At 71.4% G+C, this 16055-nt stretch carries 15 protein-coding genes; 4 read left to right on the top strand and 11 right to left on the bottom strand.

Annotated features, from left to right (window positions below):
• Positions 1-7: 7 nt before the first annotated feature.
• Complete coding sequence (locus tag ACFY30_RS32095; RefSeq protein WP_390848651.1) at positions 8-1378, bottom strand: glycoside hydrolase family 43 protein; 1371 nt, start codon at positions 1376-1378, stop codon at positions 8-10.
• A 196-nt stretch (positions 1379-1574) separates the two neighbouring features.
• Here ACFY30_RS32095 and ACFY30_RS32090 point away from each other — a divergent pair, with 196 nt between their 5' ends.
• Complete coding sequence (locus ACFY30_RS32090; RefSeq protein WP_390848650.1) at positions 1575-2039, top strand: ankyrin repeat domain-containing protein; 465 nt, start codon at positions 1575-1577, stop codon at positions 2037-2039.
• Between the two features lie 15 nt (positions 2040-2054).
• On the opposite strand, the gene ACFY30_RS32085 is transcribed toward ACFY30_RS32090, so the two are convergent.
• The 8 genes from ACFY30_RS32085 to ACFY30_RS32050 form a co-directional block, all read right to left on the bottom strand.
• Positions 2055-2645 (bottom strand): ATP/GTP-binding protein, encoded by a 591-nt coding sequence (locus tag ACFY30_RS32085; RefSeq protein ID WP_390848649.1) that lies wholly within the window; start codon positions 2643-2645, stop codon positions 2055-2057.
• Positions 2632-2988 (bottom strand): DUF742 domain-containing protein, encoded by a 357-nt coding sequence (locus ACFY30_RS32080; protein ID WP_390848648.1) that lies wholly within the window; start codon positions 2986-2988, stop codon positions 2632-2634. Before ACFY30_RS32080 ends, ACFY30_RS32085 begins: the two co-directional genes overlap by 14 nt.
• Before the next feature lies 1 nt (position 2989).
• On the bottom strand, positions 2990-3424 hold the full coding sequence (locus ACFY30_RS32075; protein WP_390662060.1) for a roadblock/LC7 domain-containing protein: 435 nt from the start codon (positions 3422-3424) through the stop codon (positions 2990-2992).
• Between the two features lie 11 nt (positions 3425-3435).
• Positions 3436-6270, bottom strand: coding sequence for a nitrate- and nitrite sensing domain-containing protein (locus ACFY30_RS32070; protein WP_390848647.1), 2835 nt, complete (start codon positions 6268-6270; stop codon positions 3436-3438).
• 69 nt (positions 6271-6339) lie between these two features.
• The gene (locus ACFY30_RS32065) at positions 6340-7362 is read right to left on the bottom strand and encodes a substrate-binding domain-containing protein (RefSeq protein ID WP_390848646.1); all 1023 of its coding nucleotides are present in this window, start codon (positions 7360-7362) and stop codon (positions 6340-6342) included.
• A gap of 290 nt (positions 7363-7652) precedes the next feature.
• Complete coding sequence (locus ACFY30_RS32060) at positions 7653-8450, bottom strand: SAM-dependent methyltransferase (RefSeq protein ID WP_390848645.1); 798 nt, start codon at positions 8448-8450, stop codon at positions 7653-7655.
• 187 nt (positions 8451-8637) lie between these two features.
• Entirely contained in the window at positions 8638-9090 is a 453-nt protein-coding gene (locus ACFY30_RS32055) for a DUF6114 domain-containing protein (RefSeq protein ID WP_390848644.1), read from the bottom strand.
• Entirely contained in the window at positions 9087-9755 is a 669-nt protein-coding gene (locus ACFY30_RS32050; protein WP_390848643.1) for a DUF6230 family protein, read from the bottom strand. The genes ACFY30_RS32055 and ACFY30_RS32050 overlap by 4 nt, the downstream gene beginning before the upstream one ends.
• Before the next feature lie 686 nt (positions 9756-10441).
• On the opposite strand from ACFY30_RS32050, the gene ACFY30_RS32045 reads away from it, so the two are divergent.
• Complete coding sequence (locus ACFY30_RS32045; protein ID WP_390848642.1) at positions 10442-11077, top strand: Tat pathway signal sequence domain protein; 636 nt, start codon at positions 10442-10444, stop codon at positions 11075-11077.
• An 18-nt stretch (positions 11078-11095) separates the two neighbouring features.
• Here the strand turns inward: ACFY30_RS32045 and ACFY30_RS32040 are convergent, their stop codons facing one another.
• Entirely contained in the window at positions 11096-12046 is a 951-nt protein-coding gene (locus ACFY30_RS32040) for a lytic polysaccharide monooxygenase (RefSeq protein WP_390848641.1), read from the bottom strand.
• 372 nt (positions 12047-12418) lie between these two features.
• On the opposite strand from ACFY30_RS32040, the gene ACFY30_RS32035 reads away from it, so the two are divergent.
• The gene (locus ACFY30_RS32035) at positions 12419-14218 is read left to right on the top strand and encodes a S8 family serine peptidase (RefSeq protein WP_390848640.1); all 1800 of its coding nucleotides are present in this window, start codon (positions 12419-12421) and stop codon (positions 14216-14218) included.
• Between the two features lie 86 nt (positions 14219-14304).
• On the opposite strand, the gene ACFY30_RS32030 is transcribed toward ACFY30_RS32035, so the two are convergent.
• On the bottom strand, positions 14305-14955 hold the full coding sequence (locus ACFY30_RS32030) for a ScbR family autoregulator-binding transcription factor (RefSeq protein ID WP_390848639.1): 651 nt from the start codon (positions 14953-14955) through the stop codon (positions 14305-14307).
• Between the two features lie 181 nt (positions 14956-15136).
• Between ACFY30_RS32030 and ACFY30_RS32025 the strand changes: the two genes are divergently transcribed.
• Positions 15137-16039: a ScbA/BarX family gamma-butyrolactone biosynthesis protein gene (locus ACFY30_RS32025; protein ID WP_390848638.1), complete on the top strand. Its 903-nt coding sequence runs from the start codon at positions 15137-15139 to the stop codon at positions 16037-16039.
• The last annotated feature ends 16 nt before the right edge of the window (positions 16040-16055 follow it).

Genomic DNA, 16055 nt, shown 5'->3' with positions numbered 1-16055 from the left:
ATGCCGCTCAGTACCCCACGTGGAACGTGGCGTCCTGCTGTTCGGTCGACGTCGAGACCGGGTCGATGCGCAGGACGTAGTTGGAGTGCCGGATGTACCGGGTCGGGTTGTTGTACGAGCGGAACGAGGACCAGCCCGAGTCCGCCAGGCCCGCCGTGCGGTAGAAGGTCGCGTCCGCCGCGAACGTCGACGTGCCGTCGTTGACGTCCAGTTGGAGCTGGTAGTTGTAGTGCCGCAGATAGCGGGTCGGGTAGTTCACCGACTGGAAGGAGACGCCCGAACTGTCGGCGAGGCCCGGCACCAGCGTCCACAGCGAGTCCTTGTACGGCTCGACCGGGTAGGTGTCGATGCGGCCGACGTAGTTGGAGTGCCGGACGTAACGCGCCGGGTAGTTGTACGACTTGAGCCGGTTCCAGGTGGGCGCGCCCCACTTCGCCACCAGGTTGGTGTACTGCGTGCCGGTGATCGTCGTGATGCCGCAGTGCTTGGAGTTCACCGGCTGGGTGTACGTCCGCTGGTCGAGCGCGGTCCAGGTGCCCGCCGAGAGGTCGCCGGACTGCCAGGCGTAGAACACGCCGTTCGGGGTGTAGGTGTCACCCCAGAGCCACCAGGTGCCGGACGTCAGGGACTTGACGAGGGTCGGGGCCTCGGTGCCGCCGTGTGCGACGCCCGTCGTGAAGGGCGTGAAGCTGCCCGGGTCGAGCGAGGTGGAGCGGGCACCCACCAGCGTCTGGTCCTTCTTGAAGTAGAGGTAGTTGACGCCGTTGACGCCGACCGCCATGTCACCGTCGATCACGTCGTAGCCGGGGTCGAAGAAGACCTGGGGCGCCGAGGCGGTGACGAAGTCGGTGGTGTAGTTCACCATGATCACGTTGTGGCCGCTGTCGTTGACGGCGGAGTAGATGAGCGCGTACTGGCCCCGGCCCGCGTCCCAGAACGCCTCCGGCGCCCAGCTGTGGGTGTTCATGTCGTGCAGTTTCAGCCGGTGGTAGCCGGTGAAGGTGCGCAGGTCGGTGGAGTTCCAGACGTGGACGTACTGGCTGACGTAGCTCCAGTCGGTGCCCTTCAGGTCGGTGGCGAGCACCACGAAGGTGCCGTCCTGCTTGCGCAGGATGAACGGGTCGCGCAGTCCGAGCGCCCCCTCGGTGGGCGTGACCACCGGGTTGTTCTGGTTGAGCGGCATCCAGCGCAGCCCGTCCGTGCTGACGGCCAGATGCAGGCCGTAGTCGGTGCCGTCGCCGAGGTTGGTCGACTCGGTGAAGTAGCCCATCACGTACGCGGAGTCGGCCGCGCGGGCCGCCGGGGTGCCGAGGGTCAGCGCGACGGGGACGGCGGCCGCCGCGCCGAGGAAGAGGCGGCGGGAGGGGTTGGGGGTCATGTGCTCTCCACGGGGATGCGGGTGACCTGATGGCCGATATGTCGAACGAAGTTCGATGAGCCGGTCAGAAAGTAGGGGCGGGAGGGAATCAGGTCAATCACTGGGACAGGCTTGGCGGTTTCCCGCCGTCCGGCTGTGTCCCGGCCATGAGAATGCAGGCGAGCACGGCGGACGAAGCGGGCTATCCTCGGCCGCCGTGAACCGAAGACGGCGCAAGAAACTGACGAAGAGCCTTGTCGGGGCGGCGATGTGCGACGAGGGCGAGGAGGTCGCCCGGCTGCTGCGGGCCGGAGCCGATCCGGCGGCGCCCGACGCCGACGGCACGACCCCGCTGTACGCGGCCTGTGTCCAGGGCCATGCCGGCATCGCCCGCACCCTGCTCGCGGCCGGCGCGCCGCCCGACGCCGAGAGCGCGGGCCCCGGCGCGGAGGGCACCCCCCTGTGCGCGGCGGCCTGCTGGGGCTACACCGAGACCGTCCGCACCCTCCTCGCCCATGGCGCGGACCCCGGCCTCCGGGAGGACCACGGCACCGGCTGGACGCCCCTGCAGTGGGCGCAGGCGGGCCCCCACCCGGAGACGGCCGCCGCGCTGCGGGCCGCCGGAGCGGGCCGGGAACTCCCCGGCGGCGGTGCCTCGGCAGGTCCCGCGTCCCCGGCCTGATCCGCCGGACAGGCCTCAGGCGCGGGGCGAGGTGACGTCGGCGATCAGACGGTCGATCAGGGCGATCAGGACCTCCCGGCACGACTCCCGCTCCCGCGCGTCGCACAGCAGCACCGGCACGTCCGCCGGCAGCGCCAGCGCCTCCCGGATCTCGTCCGCGGGATAGGGGTGCCGCCCGTGGAAGCCGTTGACCGCCACGACGAAGGGGATGCCACGCCGCTCGAAGAAGTCGATCGCCGCGAAACTGGACTCCGGCCTGCGCACGTCCACCAGCACCACCGCGCCCAGGGCGCCGACGGACAGGTCGTTCCACATGAACCAGAACCGCTGCTGGCCGGGGGTGCCGAAGAGGTACAGCACCAGGTCGTCGCCGATGGTGATCCGTCCGAAGTCGAGGGCCACGGTCGTGGACCGCTTCTCCTCGATGCCCTTCAGGTCGTCCACACCCAGCCCGGCGACGGTCAGCGGCTCCTCCGTGCGCAGCGGCGCGATCTCGCTGACCGCCCCGACCATGGTGGTCTTGCCGACGCCGAAGCCGCCGGCGATGAGGATCTTCACCGTGTCGGGTGCCGCGACCGGTGCGGCGGTGCGCTCAGATCCGGCCAAGGCCGTCCCTCACTTTCTGCAGCAGGTCCAGATCCGCGGCGCCGGAGACGGAACGGGGCGGCCGGGCCGTGATCAGGCCCGCCTCCAGCAGATCGCAGAGCATGATGACGACCACGCTCACCGGCAGGTCCAGATGGGCCGCGAGCTCGGCCACGGCCACCGGCCGGGCGGACAGCCGCAGGATCCGGGTGTGCTCCGGCTGCGGCCGTGCGGCCCGCTCGGGCGGCGGATCCACCGCCGTCACCGTCGTGATGAGCGTGAAGTCGGCGCGGCTGGGCCGGGTCCGTCCTCCGGTCAGGGTGAACGGTCGGACCAGCCGGCCCGCTTCGTCGCCTGGGCTCACCTCACCCGCCGTTGCCGCGGACGGCGGGGCCGATACCGGTCCGCGGTGCCGCGCTCAGGTGCTCGCCGATCTTCTTCACCAGCATGTTCATCTGGTACGCCACCACGCCCACGTCCGCGTGCGAGCCCGCCAGCACCACCAGATGGGCCCCCGGTCCCGCCGAGGTGAGGATCAGATAGCTGTGGGCCATCTCGATGAGCGCCTGGCGCACCGGGCCGCCCCGGAAGTCCATGCTGACGCCCTTGCTGAGGCTCATCAGGCCCGACGCCGTCGCCGCGAGCCGCTCGGCGTCCTCGCGCAGGAAACCGGTGGACTTGCTGACCACCAGCCCGTCCTCGGAGAGCACGACGGCCTGGTTCACATCGGCCACCCGGTCCACGAGACCGGTGAGCAACTGGTCGAGCTGGGTGTTCGTGGCGGGGATGGAGTGTGTCATCGCGGTGTCCTTCATGAGCGGTCGGCGGGCGGGGTAGGGGTCTGGGGGGCGCCTGCGGCCGTGATCGCCGGGCCGGGCGCCTGCGCGGCGTCCGCCGTCTCCGCCGCGCCGGACGGCGCCGCGTCCGCGCGGGCGTCGGCGTCGTCGCGTGCCCGCAGCGTGCCGCGCTGGAAACCGGCGAGGGAAGAGGCCGCGCGCTCCGCGGTGAAGTCGTCGGGGTATCCGTCCTCCTCGAGGGGCACCGCCTCCTCGCGCAACTCGGCGGCGAGACTGGTCTGCGGGATCCGGCGGGGCAACGGGGTGAGCCCGCCGGGCCGGGCACCGCCACCGGCGGCGCGGCCGTGAGCCGTGTCCGGCTCGCCGTCCGCCGGAGCCGGCGAGGTGCCCACCGCGTCCTTCGCGGTGCCCGCCGGAGCGGACGCCTCGCGTATCGCGGCGGATCTCTCGCGCCGGGGAAGAGGCAGGGCACGTTCGCCGCCGGGCCTGCTGTGCTCCGGATCCGGCCCGGCCGCGGCCGGTACCGCACCGGCCTGCTCGCGCACACCGTCGGCCGGCTTCCGCGCCGTACCGGAGGGCTGGGCAGCCGTGCCGGACGGGTCCGGTGCGGGTGCGGGCGCGGTGTCCGACGGCTCCGGCGCCGAGCCGGAGGGCTGGATCGCCGTGGCGGACGGGTCCTGCGCGGGCGCGGTGTCCGACGGCTGCGGTGCCATGCCGGAGGGCTGGGCCGCCGTGCCGGACGGGTTCTGCGCGGGCGCGTCGTGCGAAGGCTGTGGGGTGCCGGAGGTGTCCCCTGTCGGCTCCGGCGCGGTCCGGGTGCCCGGCGGGAGGTGCTTCTCGGGCGCCGGGGAGCCCTCGGCGGTCGAGGGCGTCGCGGCGCGGAGGGCGCCGGCCTCGGAGGGGTCCGTGTCGGGGGCCTCGCGGACCACGATGTCGTGCGGAAGCAGCACGATCGCCGTGGTTCCGCCGTACGGCGAGGACCGCAGGGTCACCGCGATGCCGTGCCGGTTGGCCAGCCGGGCGATCACGAACATGCCCAGCCGCAGGTCGTCGGCGAGCGCCACCACGTCGAACTGCGGCGGCACCGCCAACTGCGCGTTGAAGGAGGCGTAGTCCTCCTCGGACAGGCCGAGGCCGCGGTCCTCCACCTCGATCGCCAGGCCCTTGGCCACCAGTGCCGCCCGCACACCGACCGGACTCGGCGCCGGCGAGTACGAGGTCGCGTTGTCGATCAGCTCGGCCAGCAGATGGATCACGTCGGCCACGGCGGGCGGGGCGACGTACACCTCCTCCTCGGTGTGCACCTCCACCCGCTGGTACTCGGCGACCTCCCCGACCGCGCTGCGCAGGATGTCGATCAGCGCCACCGGCTCCGACCAGCTGCGACCGGGCCGGCCGCCGCTGATGATGACGAGGTTCTCCTCGTAGCGGCGCAGCTGGCTCGCCGTGGAGTCCAGTTCGTACAGCCCCTTGAGGACCTCCGGGTCCTGGTGCGCGCGCTCCAGCGCGTCGAGCTTGCTGAGCTGCAGGTTGACCAGGTTCTGGCTCTGCCGGGCGATGCCCAGGATGACCTTCTGGAAACCGCGCCGGGTGTCGGCGAGTTCGACGGCGGTGTGCACGGCGGTGCGCTGCGCCGTGTTGAACGCCTTGGCCACCTGGCCGAGTTCGTCGCCGCCGTAGTCCAGTGGCGGAGTCGCGGAGTCCACATCGACAGTCTCTCCCCGGTCCAGCCGCGCAACCACATCCGGGAGCCGTTCCTGCGCAAGGCTCAGCGTGGCCATCCGCAGCCCGCGCAGCCGCAGGGACAGCGAACGGGTGATCCGCCAGGACATGCCGACGCACAGCAACAGGGCGACGAGCCCGCCGGCGCTCAGCGCACCGGCCTTGACCAGCAGTCCGCGCGCGTTGTCCGCGCTGCGCTGCAGCAGTGCCGTGGTCTGCTGCCGGATGAGGGCGGAGTACTGGTCGGAGACCTCGATGAGCGCGGCCCGCCACTCCTTCTGCACCTCGGGCAGAACGATCGAACCGTTCCCGCTCATGTCCGTCCGGGCCGCCAGCACCTTGTCCTCGACGGACTCCAGGATCTGCCACTGGTAGCTCGTCAGGATCTTCTCGGTCTGCGCCTTCGCGTTGCCCGTCAGCGCGGGGACGATCTGGTCCCGCACCAGCCAGCGGCGGGTGTTCACCCGTTGGGCGAACTCCGCCCAGGTCTTCTCGTCCATCCGCCCCCGCGGCCCGGCGAGGGTGAGCTGCAGATCCTCCTCGGAGACCAGTTCCGCCGCGTGTTCCAGGGCGATGAGCGGGCCGGCCTGCGAGGTGAGGTCGCCGTCGTCGACCTGGGACAGCTCCTGGAAGGCGTGGATCTGGTCGTCGATGATCGAGGTGTACTGGTCCAGCGCCTGGGCGGCGGTGATGTCGGTGGGATCGTCCACCTGGCCCCGGTAGTACTCCAGGCTGCTCACCGAGGCGACGACCGAGTACAACCGGTCCCGGACCCGGGCGGGCGCCTGCTGGATGTCGTCCGCCCGGTCGACCAACTGCGCGACCGCCGCGTCCGTCTTGCGGCGCTGCGCGTCCAGCGCGGCACGGGAACCCTCGGGCCGGGAGGCCAGCCACACGGCCGACAGACTGCGCTCCTGCTGCAGCGCGAGCGTCGCCTCGGTACCCATGGCACCGGTCGACCGGCTCAGTTCGGTCTGCGTGCGCAGCCGCAGTCCCTCCGAGAACATCTGGATCGTCGTCACACCCCACATGGCGGCGAGGGTGACGCCGGGCACCAGGGCCAGGAGGATCAGGGAGAGACGAATGGAGCCGAGACGGCGGCGCCGGGCACCTGTCCGTGGAGACATGGTCGTCCTAGGGCGATCGGTGGGGGAGGGGGAGGCGGGAAGGGGCGGGGACCAACGGGAACCGCCGGGTCAGCGCGTTCCGTCGGCGGCGAACCGCGCGACGTCGGCGACATTGGTCTTGGTGACGAAGGCCGGGCCCGTCAGCACGGGTGCCACGCCGCCTCCGCTGATGTTGCCGTTGGTCTTGTAGAGCCAGAGTGCGTCCACGGCCAGATAACCCTGAAGATAGGGCTGCTGGTCCACCGCGAACTGCACGCTGCCGTCGCGGACGGCCCCGACCAGGTCCTTGTTGAGGTCGAAGGTGGCGACCTTCGCCTTGCTGCCCGCCTTCCCCGCCGCCTTCACCGCGGCCAGCGCGAACTGCGCCCCGTTGGTGACGACCTCGTCGATGTCGGGTTCCTGCCGCAGGCGGGCCGTCACGGTGGCGGACATCGCGTCCATGTTGGTGCCGTCGACGTAGAGCATCTCCGTCTCGCCGGAGAACGTCTTCTTCACGCCGGCGCAGCGCGCCTCCAGCGCGATGTTGCCCCGCTCGTGGATGACGCAGAGGGTGTGCTTCGCGCCGAGGCCGTCGAGCTTGGCGCCGACTGCGCGGCCCGCGACGCTCTCGTCCTGGCCGAAGTACTCCAGGAGGCCCGCCGACTGCCAGGCGTCGATACCGGAGTTGAGGCCGACCACCGGGATGCCGGCCGCCCTGGCTGCGGCCACCGGGCTCTTCATCGCCTGCGGTTTGGCCAGGGTCACCGCGATGCCGTCGACCCCGTCGCGGATCGCGTCCCGTACCAGCTCGGCCTGTCCCGTGGCGTCGGCGTCGCTCGCGTAGGTCAGGTCGACGTGGTCCTTGGCGGCCGCCGCCTCCGCGCCCTTGCGCACCAGCTCCCAGAAGGCGTCTCCCTCGGCGCCGTGGGTGACCAGCGTGACCTTGATCCGGCCACCGGAGCCGCCCGCCCCGTCCTCGTCCGAGCCGGACGACGCGTCGCCGGAGCAGCCGGCGAGGAGGAGGCAGCAGGCGGCCGCCAGGACGGTGAGCCGGGCGAACGCGCGGGATCTGTCGGATCTCCGGGACGGGGGAGCGGGGAGGGGACTGTTCATGGGGGGCTGCACCTCGCTGTGCGGCAGAGCAAGAGGACGGGGCGAGCACCGCCGGGGCGACGGGGATGCGCACCGGCGAGAGGCTGTCGCTGGCTCGGAGCCAACCGTGTGTGACCGGCGGTAGTCAAGTGAACAGCCACTTGGGGTGAGGTGCTGCTGCCGCATTGTGATGTGGGACGGGACCGGAGGGCGGGAGAGGGAGCGTCGCCGCAGGTCGATTGACTGATCGTCAAAATTGCGGAGCGCTCCGGGCGCCGCCGGAGTTCAGGGCTCGCGGGCGCCGCCGGAGTTCAGGGCTTGCGGGCCACTGCCCCGTACATCGCGATGTCCTCGTCGTGGAGCACCTCGGTGCCGGTGCCGTCGGGACGCCAGTGGTGCACCTGGACGATGCCCGGGTCGACGAGATCGAGTCCGGTGAAGAACTCCGCCGCCTCCGAACGGGTGCGCAGCCGCATCGGCATGCCCCGGGCCGCGTACTCCCGGGCCACCCGCCCCACTTCGTCCGGTGCGAAGTCCGCGGTGCCCACGGACATGGCCAGATGGCTGCCCGACGGCAGCGGGTCGAGGAGGCGGCGCACGATGCCCACGGCGTCGTGCTCGTCGAGCAGGAAGTGCACGATCGCGATCACCGTGAGGGCCACCGGCCGCTCCAGGTCCAGCGTCGAACGGAACGCGGGCGCGGCCAGGATTCCCGCGGGGTCGCGCAGGTCGCCCTCCACGTAGGCCGTGCGTCCTTCGGCCGTGCCGCCCAGCAGATCGCGGGAGAGGGTGAGGACGAGCGGGTCGTTGTCGACGTACACCACCCGGGCGTCGGGCGCCGCCGCCTGGACGATCTCGTGGAGGTCGGGGGAGGTGGGGATGCCGCTCCCGATGTCCAGGAACTGGCGTATCCCCGCCTCCCGCGCGAGATGGCCCACCGCGCGGTTCATGAAGTCGCGGTTGGCCCGCATGTGGACCGGGAGCGCGGGCTCCCGGACCATCGCGTCGCCGGCCTCCCGGTCCGCCGGGAAGTGGTTCTCGCCGCCGATGATGTAGTCGTGGATCCGCGCGGAGTGCGCCGTCCCGGTGTCCATGTCCTCGTCGCTCATGGCCCCAACCTCCCACCGGACAGGCTGAGTTGCACAGGCATGGGCGCGTTTCTCACCGGCTGTGCGGTACCGCCGTGCGGCGCCGGCTCCGTCCGGCGCCTCAGCGTCGCGCGCAGACCGGCGGGGCCGGGAGCGTCCCGCTGTGTGCAGGTCGTCCCGGCCCCGCCGGTGAGGTGCGACGTGTGCGTCAGGCGGGCTCGCCCGCCCCCGGCAGGGAAGCCCGGCGAAGCGCCTCCGCCGCCCGGGCCGCCTTGCGCCGCTTGCGCCGGCCGACCCGCGGTTCCTGGTCGGGCAGCCAGCCGAAGGCCATGCAACTGCCCGTGACCCCCAGCAGCAGGCCGACCATGAAGCCGCCCAGGTTGGAGGTGACCCAGGTGCCCAGCGAGATCAGCACCGCGATGACGGAGTAGAACAGCCGCTGGGAGGGGTTGAAGAGGATCAGCAGCCCGCAGACCACCATCAGAGTGGGCAGCAGGTAGCCGGCCAGCCCCTGCATGCCGATGTGCAGGATGACCGGAAGCGGCGCCTTCATGGTCACCAGGATCTCGGCACCGCCGAGCGTGAGCAGCAGACCGCCCACGAAGGGCCGGCGCCCCCGCCATGCGCGGAAGGCGCTGCGCCACTGGCCCGGGCCGCTCATCGCGGGCAGCCCTCGCTCCCGAACCGCATGTGCAGGTCGGGCAGCTTGAACACACCGGCGGTCGCCGCGTAGTTGTGCTGGTAGAGGTTGTTGATGAGCACCGTGTCGGCCTGCTGGCCGTAGACGCCCTCGGGGCCCTTCACGCCGCCCTTGTTGAACTCGCTGGCGTCGCCGCCGATCTCGATGCCGTGGAACTCGGCGTCGCCCTTGATCACGTCGGAGTCGATGGCCAGGTTCTCCACCTTCACCGGCGTGCCCTCGCCGCCGGCGGTGAGGACGAGCTGGATGCCGCCGAGATCGACGCTCTGGCACATGTTGGTGATCTTGCCGTTCTGCACGACCGAGGTGACGACCAGGACCTGGCCGCCGGTGTCGCCCTGGTTGGGGCTGTTCTCGATCATGTGGTCCAGGGCGCCGAACTGCTCGAAACCGGTTCCGTCGAGCTTGTCGGCGGTGACCACGAACGGCATGCCGGAGATGGCGAACTGCACGCCGAGGGCGCCCTCGGCGGTGAGGACCGCGAGGCCGGCGGCGACCACGGCGGCCGGCACCGCCATCACCGCGGCCCGGCGCGGCCGGACCCGGCCGCGTCTGCCTGAGGAACCGCTTTCCGGGCTCCCGGGTGTGTTGTCGGCGGACGACGTGACGTCCGAGGACGAGGCCATGTCTGCTCCCATGCGCTTGAAGTGGTGCGGGTTGGGCTTCAGTGGCGCGTTGTCCTGGCGCGGACAGCGGCTGCCGCGTACGCCTCCTCGCAACTCCCGGAAGCCGCAAGGGCTTTCACGTTACGCGGCAGTAGCCATCGAGGAAGTTACCGATGGTTACACCGAGGGGTCAAGGGAGATGTGGAAAAAGAGTGTCCATCACGTGCCGACTGTGGATCAAGTCCGTCACACGTCCTGTGCATATATCTGTCGGACCATCAACTTGCTTACAAACTATTGACGTTGACGGAACATCAGGTCTACAACTCTCCCTGGCTCAGCCCCGATTCGCGGCTCGGCCCGGGTCCGTGGCGCCGGATCCGTCGCGCGGCGACCGCCGCACTCCCGGACTCTGGTTCCGCACGGGCGTATCCGCCCCAGTCCGATCCCTCTCACGGCACCGGTACGGCCGCTTCCCCCCGCGGGTCGCGACCGGTCGCCCCTTCCGCCCGGCCCGGCCGGAGTCACCCCCCAGTGCCTCCGGCCGGTCACCGGCCGGCTGCCGTTGCCGGTCCGTCACGTACGGAGAAGGCGTCACGGCCCGGCAACGGCAGACGCCGCCTCGCGCCCCCGTGCCGCGAACGGCACCCCTTTCGAAGCACCCGACTCCCCCGATTTCCCCCAGCTCAGAGAAGAGGCACCCGCCCATGCGTATTCGCTCCCTCCTCGCCGTCGCCGGTACCGCCGTCGCCCTCACCCTCCCGGCCGTCACCCCGGCCTCCGCGGCCGGTGCGGTCCTGACCACCGCGAACGGCGATGTCGCGGTCGGCGACGTCCTCAACGCGTCCCTGGCCGGCGGCACCGCCGCCACGCTGTACAACAGCGCGACCGGCACCAGCGGCATCTCGTGTGCCGCGTCCACGTTCAGCGCCACGGTCACCGACAACCCGGCCGCCCCCGGCACCGCCACCGAGTCGCTCACCGGGCAGACCTTCAGCAACTGCACCTCGAACGTCCTCGGTGTCACCGGCGTCACCAGCATCACCGTCAACAACCTGCCGTACACCACGACGGTCTCCTCGGACGGCACCGTCACGGTGACCCCGCCGAGCGGTTCCACGGTCCAGACCACCGTCGTGCTGCGCACCCTGCTGGGCAGCGTCACCTGCGTCTACCAGGCGTCCGGCCTCACCGGCACGGCGAGCAACACGGACAACAGCATCAACTTCGCCAACCAGGCGTTCGCCAAGTCGTCCGGCTCGACGCTGTGCCCCTCCGCCGGCTACTTCACCGCCAAGTACGCCCCGGTGACCGACGGAACCGACGCGGTCACCGTCAACTAGCTCCGGACAGGCAGGCGTTCATCGCCTGCGCAGACGCAGTACCAGGGCGGCGCCACCGGTGAGCACCAGCACCGCGGTGGCGCCGCCCGCCAGCAGCGGCGCGGACGGTCCCGAACCGGCCCCGGTGCCGGACGCCACCGGGATGCTCGCGGGCGTGGCCGCGGAGGCCTGCGCGGGCGAGACGCCGGAGGTGCCCGAGGCGGACGGACCTGCGGCCGTCGCGGACCCGCTCGCGGTGGGCGCCGGCGTGACCGACGCGGCCGCCGCCGTCTCTTTCCCCTTCTCCTTCGGCTTCTGCGTGCCTCCGGTTCCCGCCGGCCGGGAGAACATCACGTCCGAGCACGAGTAGTACGTGTCCGGCGTGCTGCTGTTCTGCCAGATCGTGTACAGCACCTGATGCCCCGTGCGGTCGGCGGGCAGCTTCACGCCGAAGCGGTACGCGCCGTTCGTCAGCGCCGGGTCCTTCACCTCGGCGAACGGGCGGTCCGGCAGGTCGGCCCAGGTGAGCGGCTGGGCGGGGTCGTACCCCTGCTTCGTCAGATAGAGCCGGAACGTCCCCGTGTGCGGGATCGTCGAGGCGTACGTCATCCGCAGCGTCCCGCCCGGAGTCAGCCGCGTCGACGGCCAGTCGGCGCGGGCGAGGTCGAGCCCCTTGTACGCGGGCAGCCCACCGCTGCACAGCTTGCCGTCCGGGACGGTCTGCCGGTCCCGGCCGTTCACGTTCGCCACCCGCAGGTTGTCCCAGGCGGTGAAGGGCGCTCCGTTGGCGGCGACGGCCGCCTTGCAGGCCGCGGTGCCGGACTGGGTGCCCTCGGGGGAGCAGCCGTAGACCCGGCTGACCGGTTGCGTGGGTGCGCCGTGCGCCAGGGCCGGGCTCGCGGCCCACAGGTTCAGCAGCAGCGGGCCCACGGCGGCGGCCGTCAGGGCGGCGGTGCGGCGGGCGGTCACTCGGGCGGTCATCCGGGGCATCGGGGAGGTCTCCTCGGCCGGCGCGGGAACGGTCTGTTCAGTCCAGTACGGAAACCGCGCCCGGCGCGTTCAGCTCGTGCCCGTACCGGACGCCGCGCGGCAAATCGGTGCAAGGGCAGTCCAGTTGTGCCCGCCGACGTCCATTTCGCGTGCGTCAAGGGTGGGTTTCCGGCCGGATCGAGGGTTTCCCCTGTATCCGGATGACCATCCCTTTGCCTATCGTTCCACCACAGCTGACCCACAAGTAACCCTTGTTCGAGTCCGCTTCCCCAAGCCTGGCCGGCCCCCGCGATCCACCCCCCGCCGCTTCGACGCCGAAGCGAATCGACCGCCGCTCCGCGCTGCCCGGAGCGGGCCACGAAAGGCATGCCCTTGCGCACCTCACCCGCTCTCCGGCGGAAGCTGATATCCGCCGCCGCCGTCTCCGCGGCCCTCCTCACCGCCGCCTCCACCGCCTCCGCGGTCGCCGCGCAGGAGCCCGCCTCCGCCGTGCCCGCCGCGCAGACCGAGGCCGCGCCCGGCACCCCGGCCGAGCGTCTCATCGTCGGCTACAAGTCCGGTGCCACCGAGGCCACGTCGAACGCGGCCGCCGAGGCCGACGCCGCCGCCAAGGGCGAGGCGGCCGGCGAGGACGTCGACTTCCGGCGCCGCCTCGGCACCGGCGCGGCCCTGGTCGACCTGGGCCAGGACCTCACCAAGGCGGACGTGGCCGACGTCGTCGCCCGGTACCAGGCCGACCCGCAGGTGGCCTACGTCGTCCCGGACCGCCTCAACAGGCCGAAGGCCGACCCCAACGACACCGAGTACGCCAAGCAGTGGGACCTGTTCGAGGCCACCGCCGGCATGAACGTGCCCGGTGCCTGGTCCACCTCGACCGGCACCGGTGTCACGGTCGCCGTCATCGACACCGGTTACGTCGCCCACACCGACCTCGCCGCGAACATCGTCGGCGGCTACGACTTCATCGCCGACACCGCCGTCTCGGTGGACGGCGACGGCCGCGACAGCAACCCGGCCGACCCGGGCGACTACTACGCCGCCAACGAGTGCGGCTCGGGCGTCCCCGCCTCCGACTCCTCCTGGCACGGCACCCACGTGGCCGGCACCATCGCCGCCGTCACGAACAACGGCAAGGGTGTCGCGGGCATCGCGTACGGCGCGAAGATCTCCCCGGTCCGCGTCCTCGGCAAGTGCGGCGGCTACGACTCCGACATCATCGACGCGATCACCTGGGCCTCCGGCGGCACCGTCTCCGGCGTGCCCGCCAACTCCAACGTCGCCAAGGTCATCAACATGAGCCTGGGCGGCGACGGCGCCTGCACCTCGGCCACCCAGAGCGCGATCAACGCCGCCGTCAACCGCGGTACGACGGTCGTCGTGGCCGCCGGCAACGAGAACGACAACGTCGCGAACCACTCGCCGGGCAACTGCAACAACGTCATCTCGGTCGCCGCGACCAACCGCTCCGGCGCCAAGGCGTCCTACTCCAACTACGGCTCCCTGGTGGACATCTCGGCGCCCGGCGGCCAGACCAGCACCGGCACCGCCAACGGCATCCTGTCCACGCTGAACTCCGGCACCAAGACGCCGTCCTCCGAGTCGTACGCCTACTACCAGGGCACCAGCATGGCCACCCCGCACATCGCGGGCCTGGTCGCGCTGGTGAAGGCGGCGAACTCCTCGCTCACCCCGGCCCAGATCGAGACCGCGATCAAGAACAACGCCCGTGCGCTGCCCGGCGCCTGCTCCGGCGGCTGCGGCGCGGGTCTGGCGGACGCCGCGAAGACCGTGGCGGCCGTGAGCGGCTCCGGCGGCTCGACCGGCGGCACCACCTTCTCCAGCACCACCGCGGTCGCCATCCCGGACAACGGCTCGGCGATCACCTCCTCCCTCGCCGTCAGCGGACTCAGCGGCAACGCGCCCTCGGCCCTGAAGGTCGCCGTCGACATCACCCACACCTACCGCGGCGACCTGGTCGTCGACCTGGTCGCCCCGGACGGTTCGACGTACCGCCTGAAGTCCTCCAGCTCCTCGGACTCCGCCGACAACGTCAACACCACCTACACGGTGGACGCCTCCGGCGAGACCGCGAACGGCACCTGGAAGCTCAAGGTCCAGGACGTGGCCGCGCAGGACACCGGCACGCTGAACGGGTGGAAGCTGACCTTCTGACACCGTCGCGGGGACATCCCCGCAACCTGTGAACGGGCGGGCCGGCCGGTGTGGATGGACACCGGCCGGCCCGCCGCACGCCGTCCTCAGGAGGCCGCCCGCTCCTCCAGCCGGGCCAGCACCCGCGCGCCCCGGTCGGCCCGGGTGTCAAGCCGGGGCAGCAGACCGGGCACGGCGATGCTCGGCAGCATGTGCGCCCACATCACCGACAGCCGGTCGGCGAGGTCCGCGCGGTCCGACAGCGCCCGTGACATCAGCTGAATGCCGGTGAAGGAGCCCACGAGCAGCTCCACGGTCTCCCGGGGCCGCACCGTCGGCAGCAACTCGCCCCGCTCACGGGCCATTTCGAGCAGGCTGTTCAGCCGCTGCGCCCACTGCCGGAACGGCTCGCCGTGATCGATCCCCGACGGCGTCTCCTGATCCACCGCGAGCCGCACACTGCCCCGCAACAGGGCGTTGCCGAGCAGCCGTTGGCCCACCACGAAGGTCATGTCGACGATCTCCTGCAGCTTGCAGGGCTGGGGCGGCACCGAGCCGAAGGGCACCTGCTCGTCGAGCACCGCCTGGGCGAGCGACTCCTTCGACGGGAAGTGGAAGTACAGGGCGCCCTTGGTGACCTCGGCGCGTTCCAGGACCATGGCGATGGTGGTGGACGTGTAGCCGTGTTCGTCGAAGACCGCGCCGGCCGCCTCCAGGATCGCCCTGCGCGTCCTGATGGCGCGCTCCTGTTTCGCCATAAGAGCCCCTTAACGGCAGCGAGTTGGCCGGATGCCCCGCGATCGCCCGCGAGTTCGGCCCGATCATAGGATGCCGTCGACTGATCTCATTGAAAACAAACCGGTCGCCTCGTACTCTAACGCTTACCGGAGCGGACGGTTCGCCGTCTGCCGTGGCCTTCGGGGGACCGTAGGGAGAGACATGACTCGACCGCGGCAGCTTGCCGACGCTCCGTCCCTGACCGCAACCGTGCCACGCCAACTGGTGCACCGCGCGGCCCTGTCGGAGACCCTTCTCACCGGCTGGCGGCGCACCGGCGACGACCGGTTCTCGGTCTCCTCCCAGTGGCCCCGGGCCCATGGATTACACGTGTCGCCGGACTGGTCCGCATATGACCCGCTGCTCGTCGTCGAGACGATCCGGCAGGCGGGCACCCTGATCACGCACACCGAGTACGACGTGCCCCTGGACCACCAGTTCGTGATGCAGGAGTTCCAGGTGACCACCCTCGCGGGGCGGTTGCACGTCGGCCCGCTCCCGGCCGAGCCCGAGGTGGAGCTCGTCTTTACCGACGTCCAGCACCGCGGCCGGCGCCTCGCGGGTGCCCGCTACACCGCCCATGTGCTGCGCGACGGCGACCGGGTGGCCACGGCGGACGTCGCCTTCACCTGTGTCGCCGCTCCCGTCTACCGGCGGCTGCGCGGCGGCCGCACCCCCGGCTCGGTGACGGCGATACCCCTGCCGGCCGGGCTCCCGCCGGACGCCGTGGACCGCGCGCTGCCGGCCGACGTGGTGCTCTCCCCGGCGGCCGGCTCCGACCGCTGGCAGCTGCGAGTGGATACCGCACACCCCGTTTTCTTCGACCATCCCCTGGATCACGTCCCCGGCATGCTGCTGCTGGAGGCGGCCCGCCAGGCCGCGCTGCTGCTCGGAGCCGACGGGCGGTCACCCGTGGCGTATCACGCGCTATTCCACCGGTACGCCGAGCTGGACGTACCCATCTGGATCGAGGCGAAGGGCGGTCATGGCACCGATGTCCAAGTCGTCGGCACACAAGGGGAGTCGACGGTCTTCGAGTGCCTGGTGGGTACCGCCGCACGGTGAGCTATTGTGTACTGGG

It is taken from the genome of Streptomyces sp. NPDC000345, from assembly GCF_042898825.1.
Lineage (GTDB): Bacteria > Actinomycetota > Actinomycetes > Streptomycetales > Streptomycetaceae > Streptomyces.
Note: the sequence above shows the minus strand (reverse complement) of the source record. Positions and strands in the feature narration are given on the sequence as shown.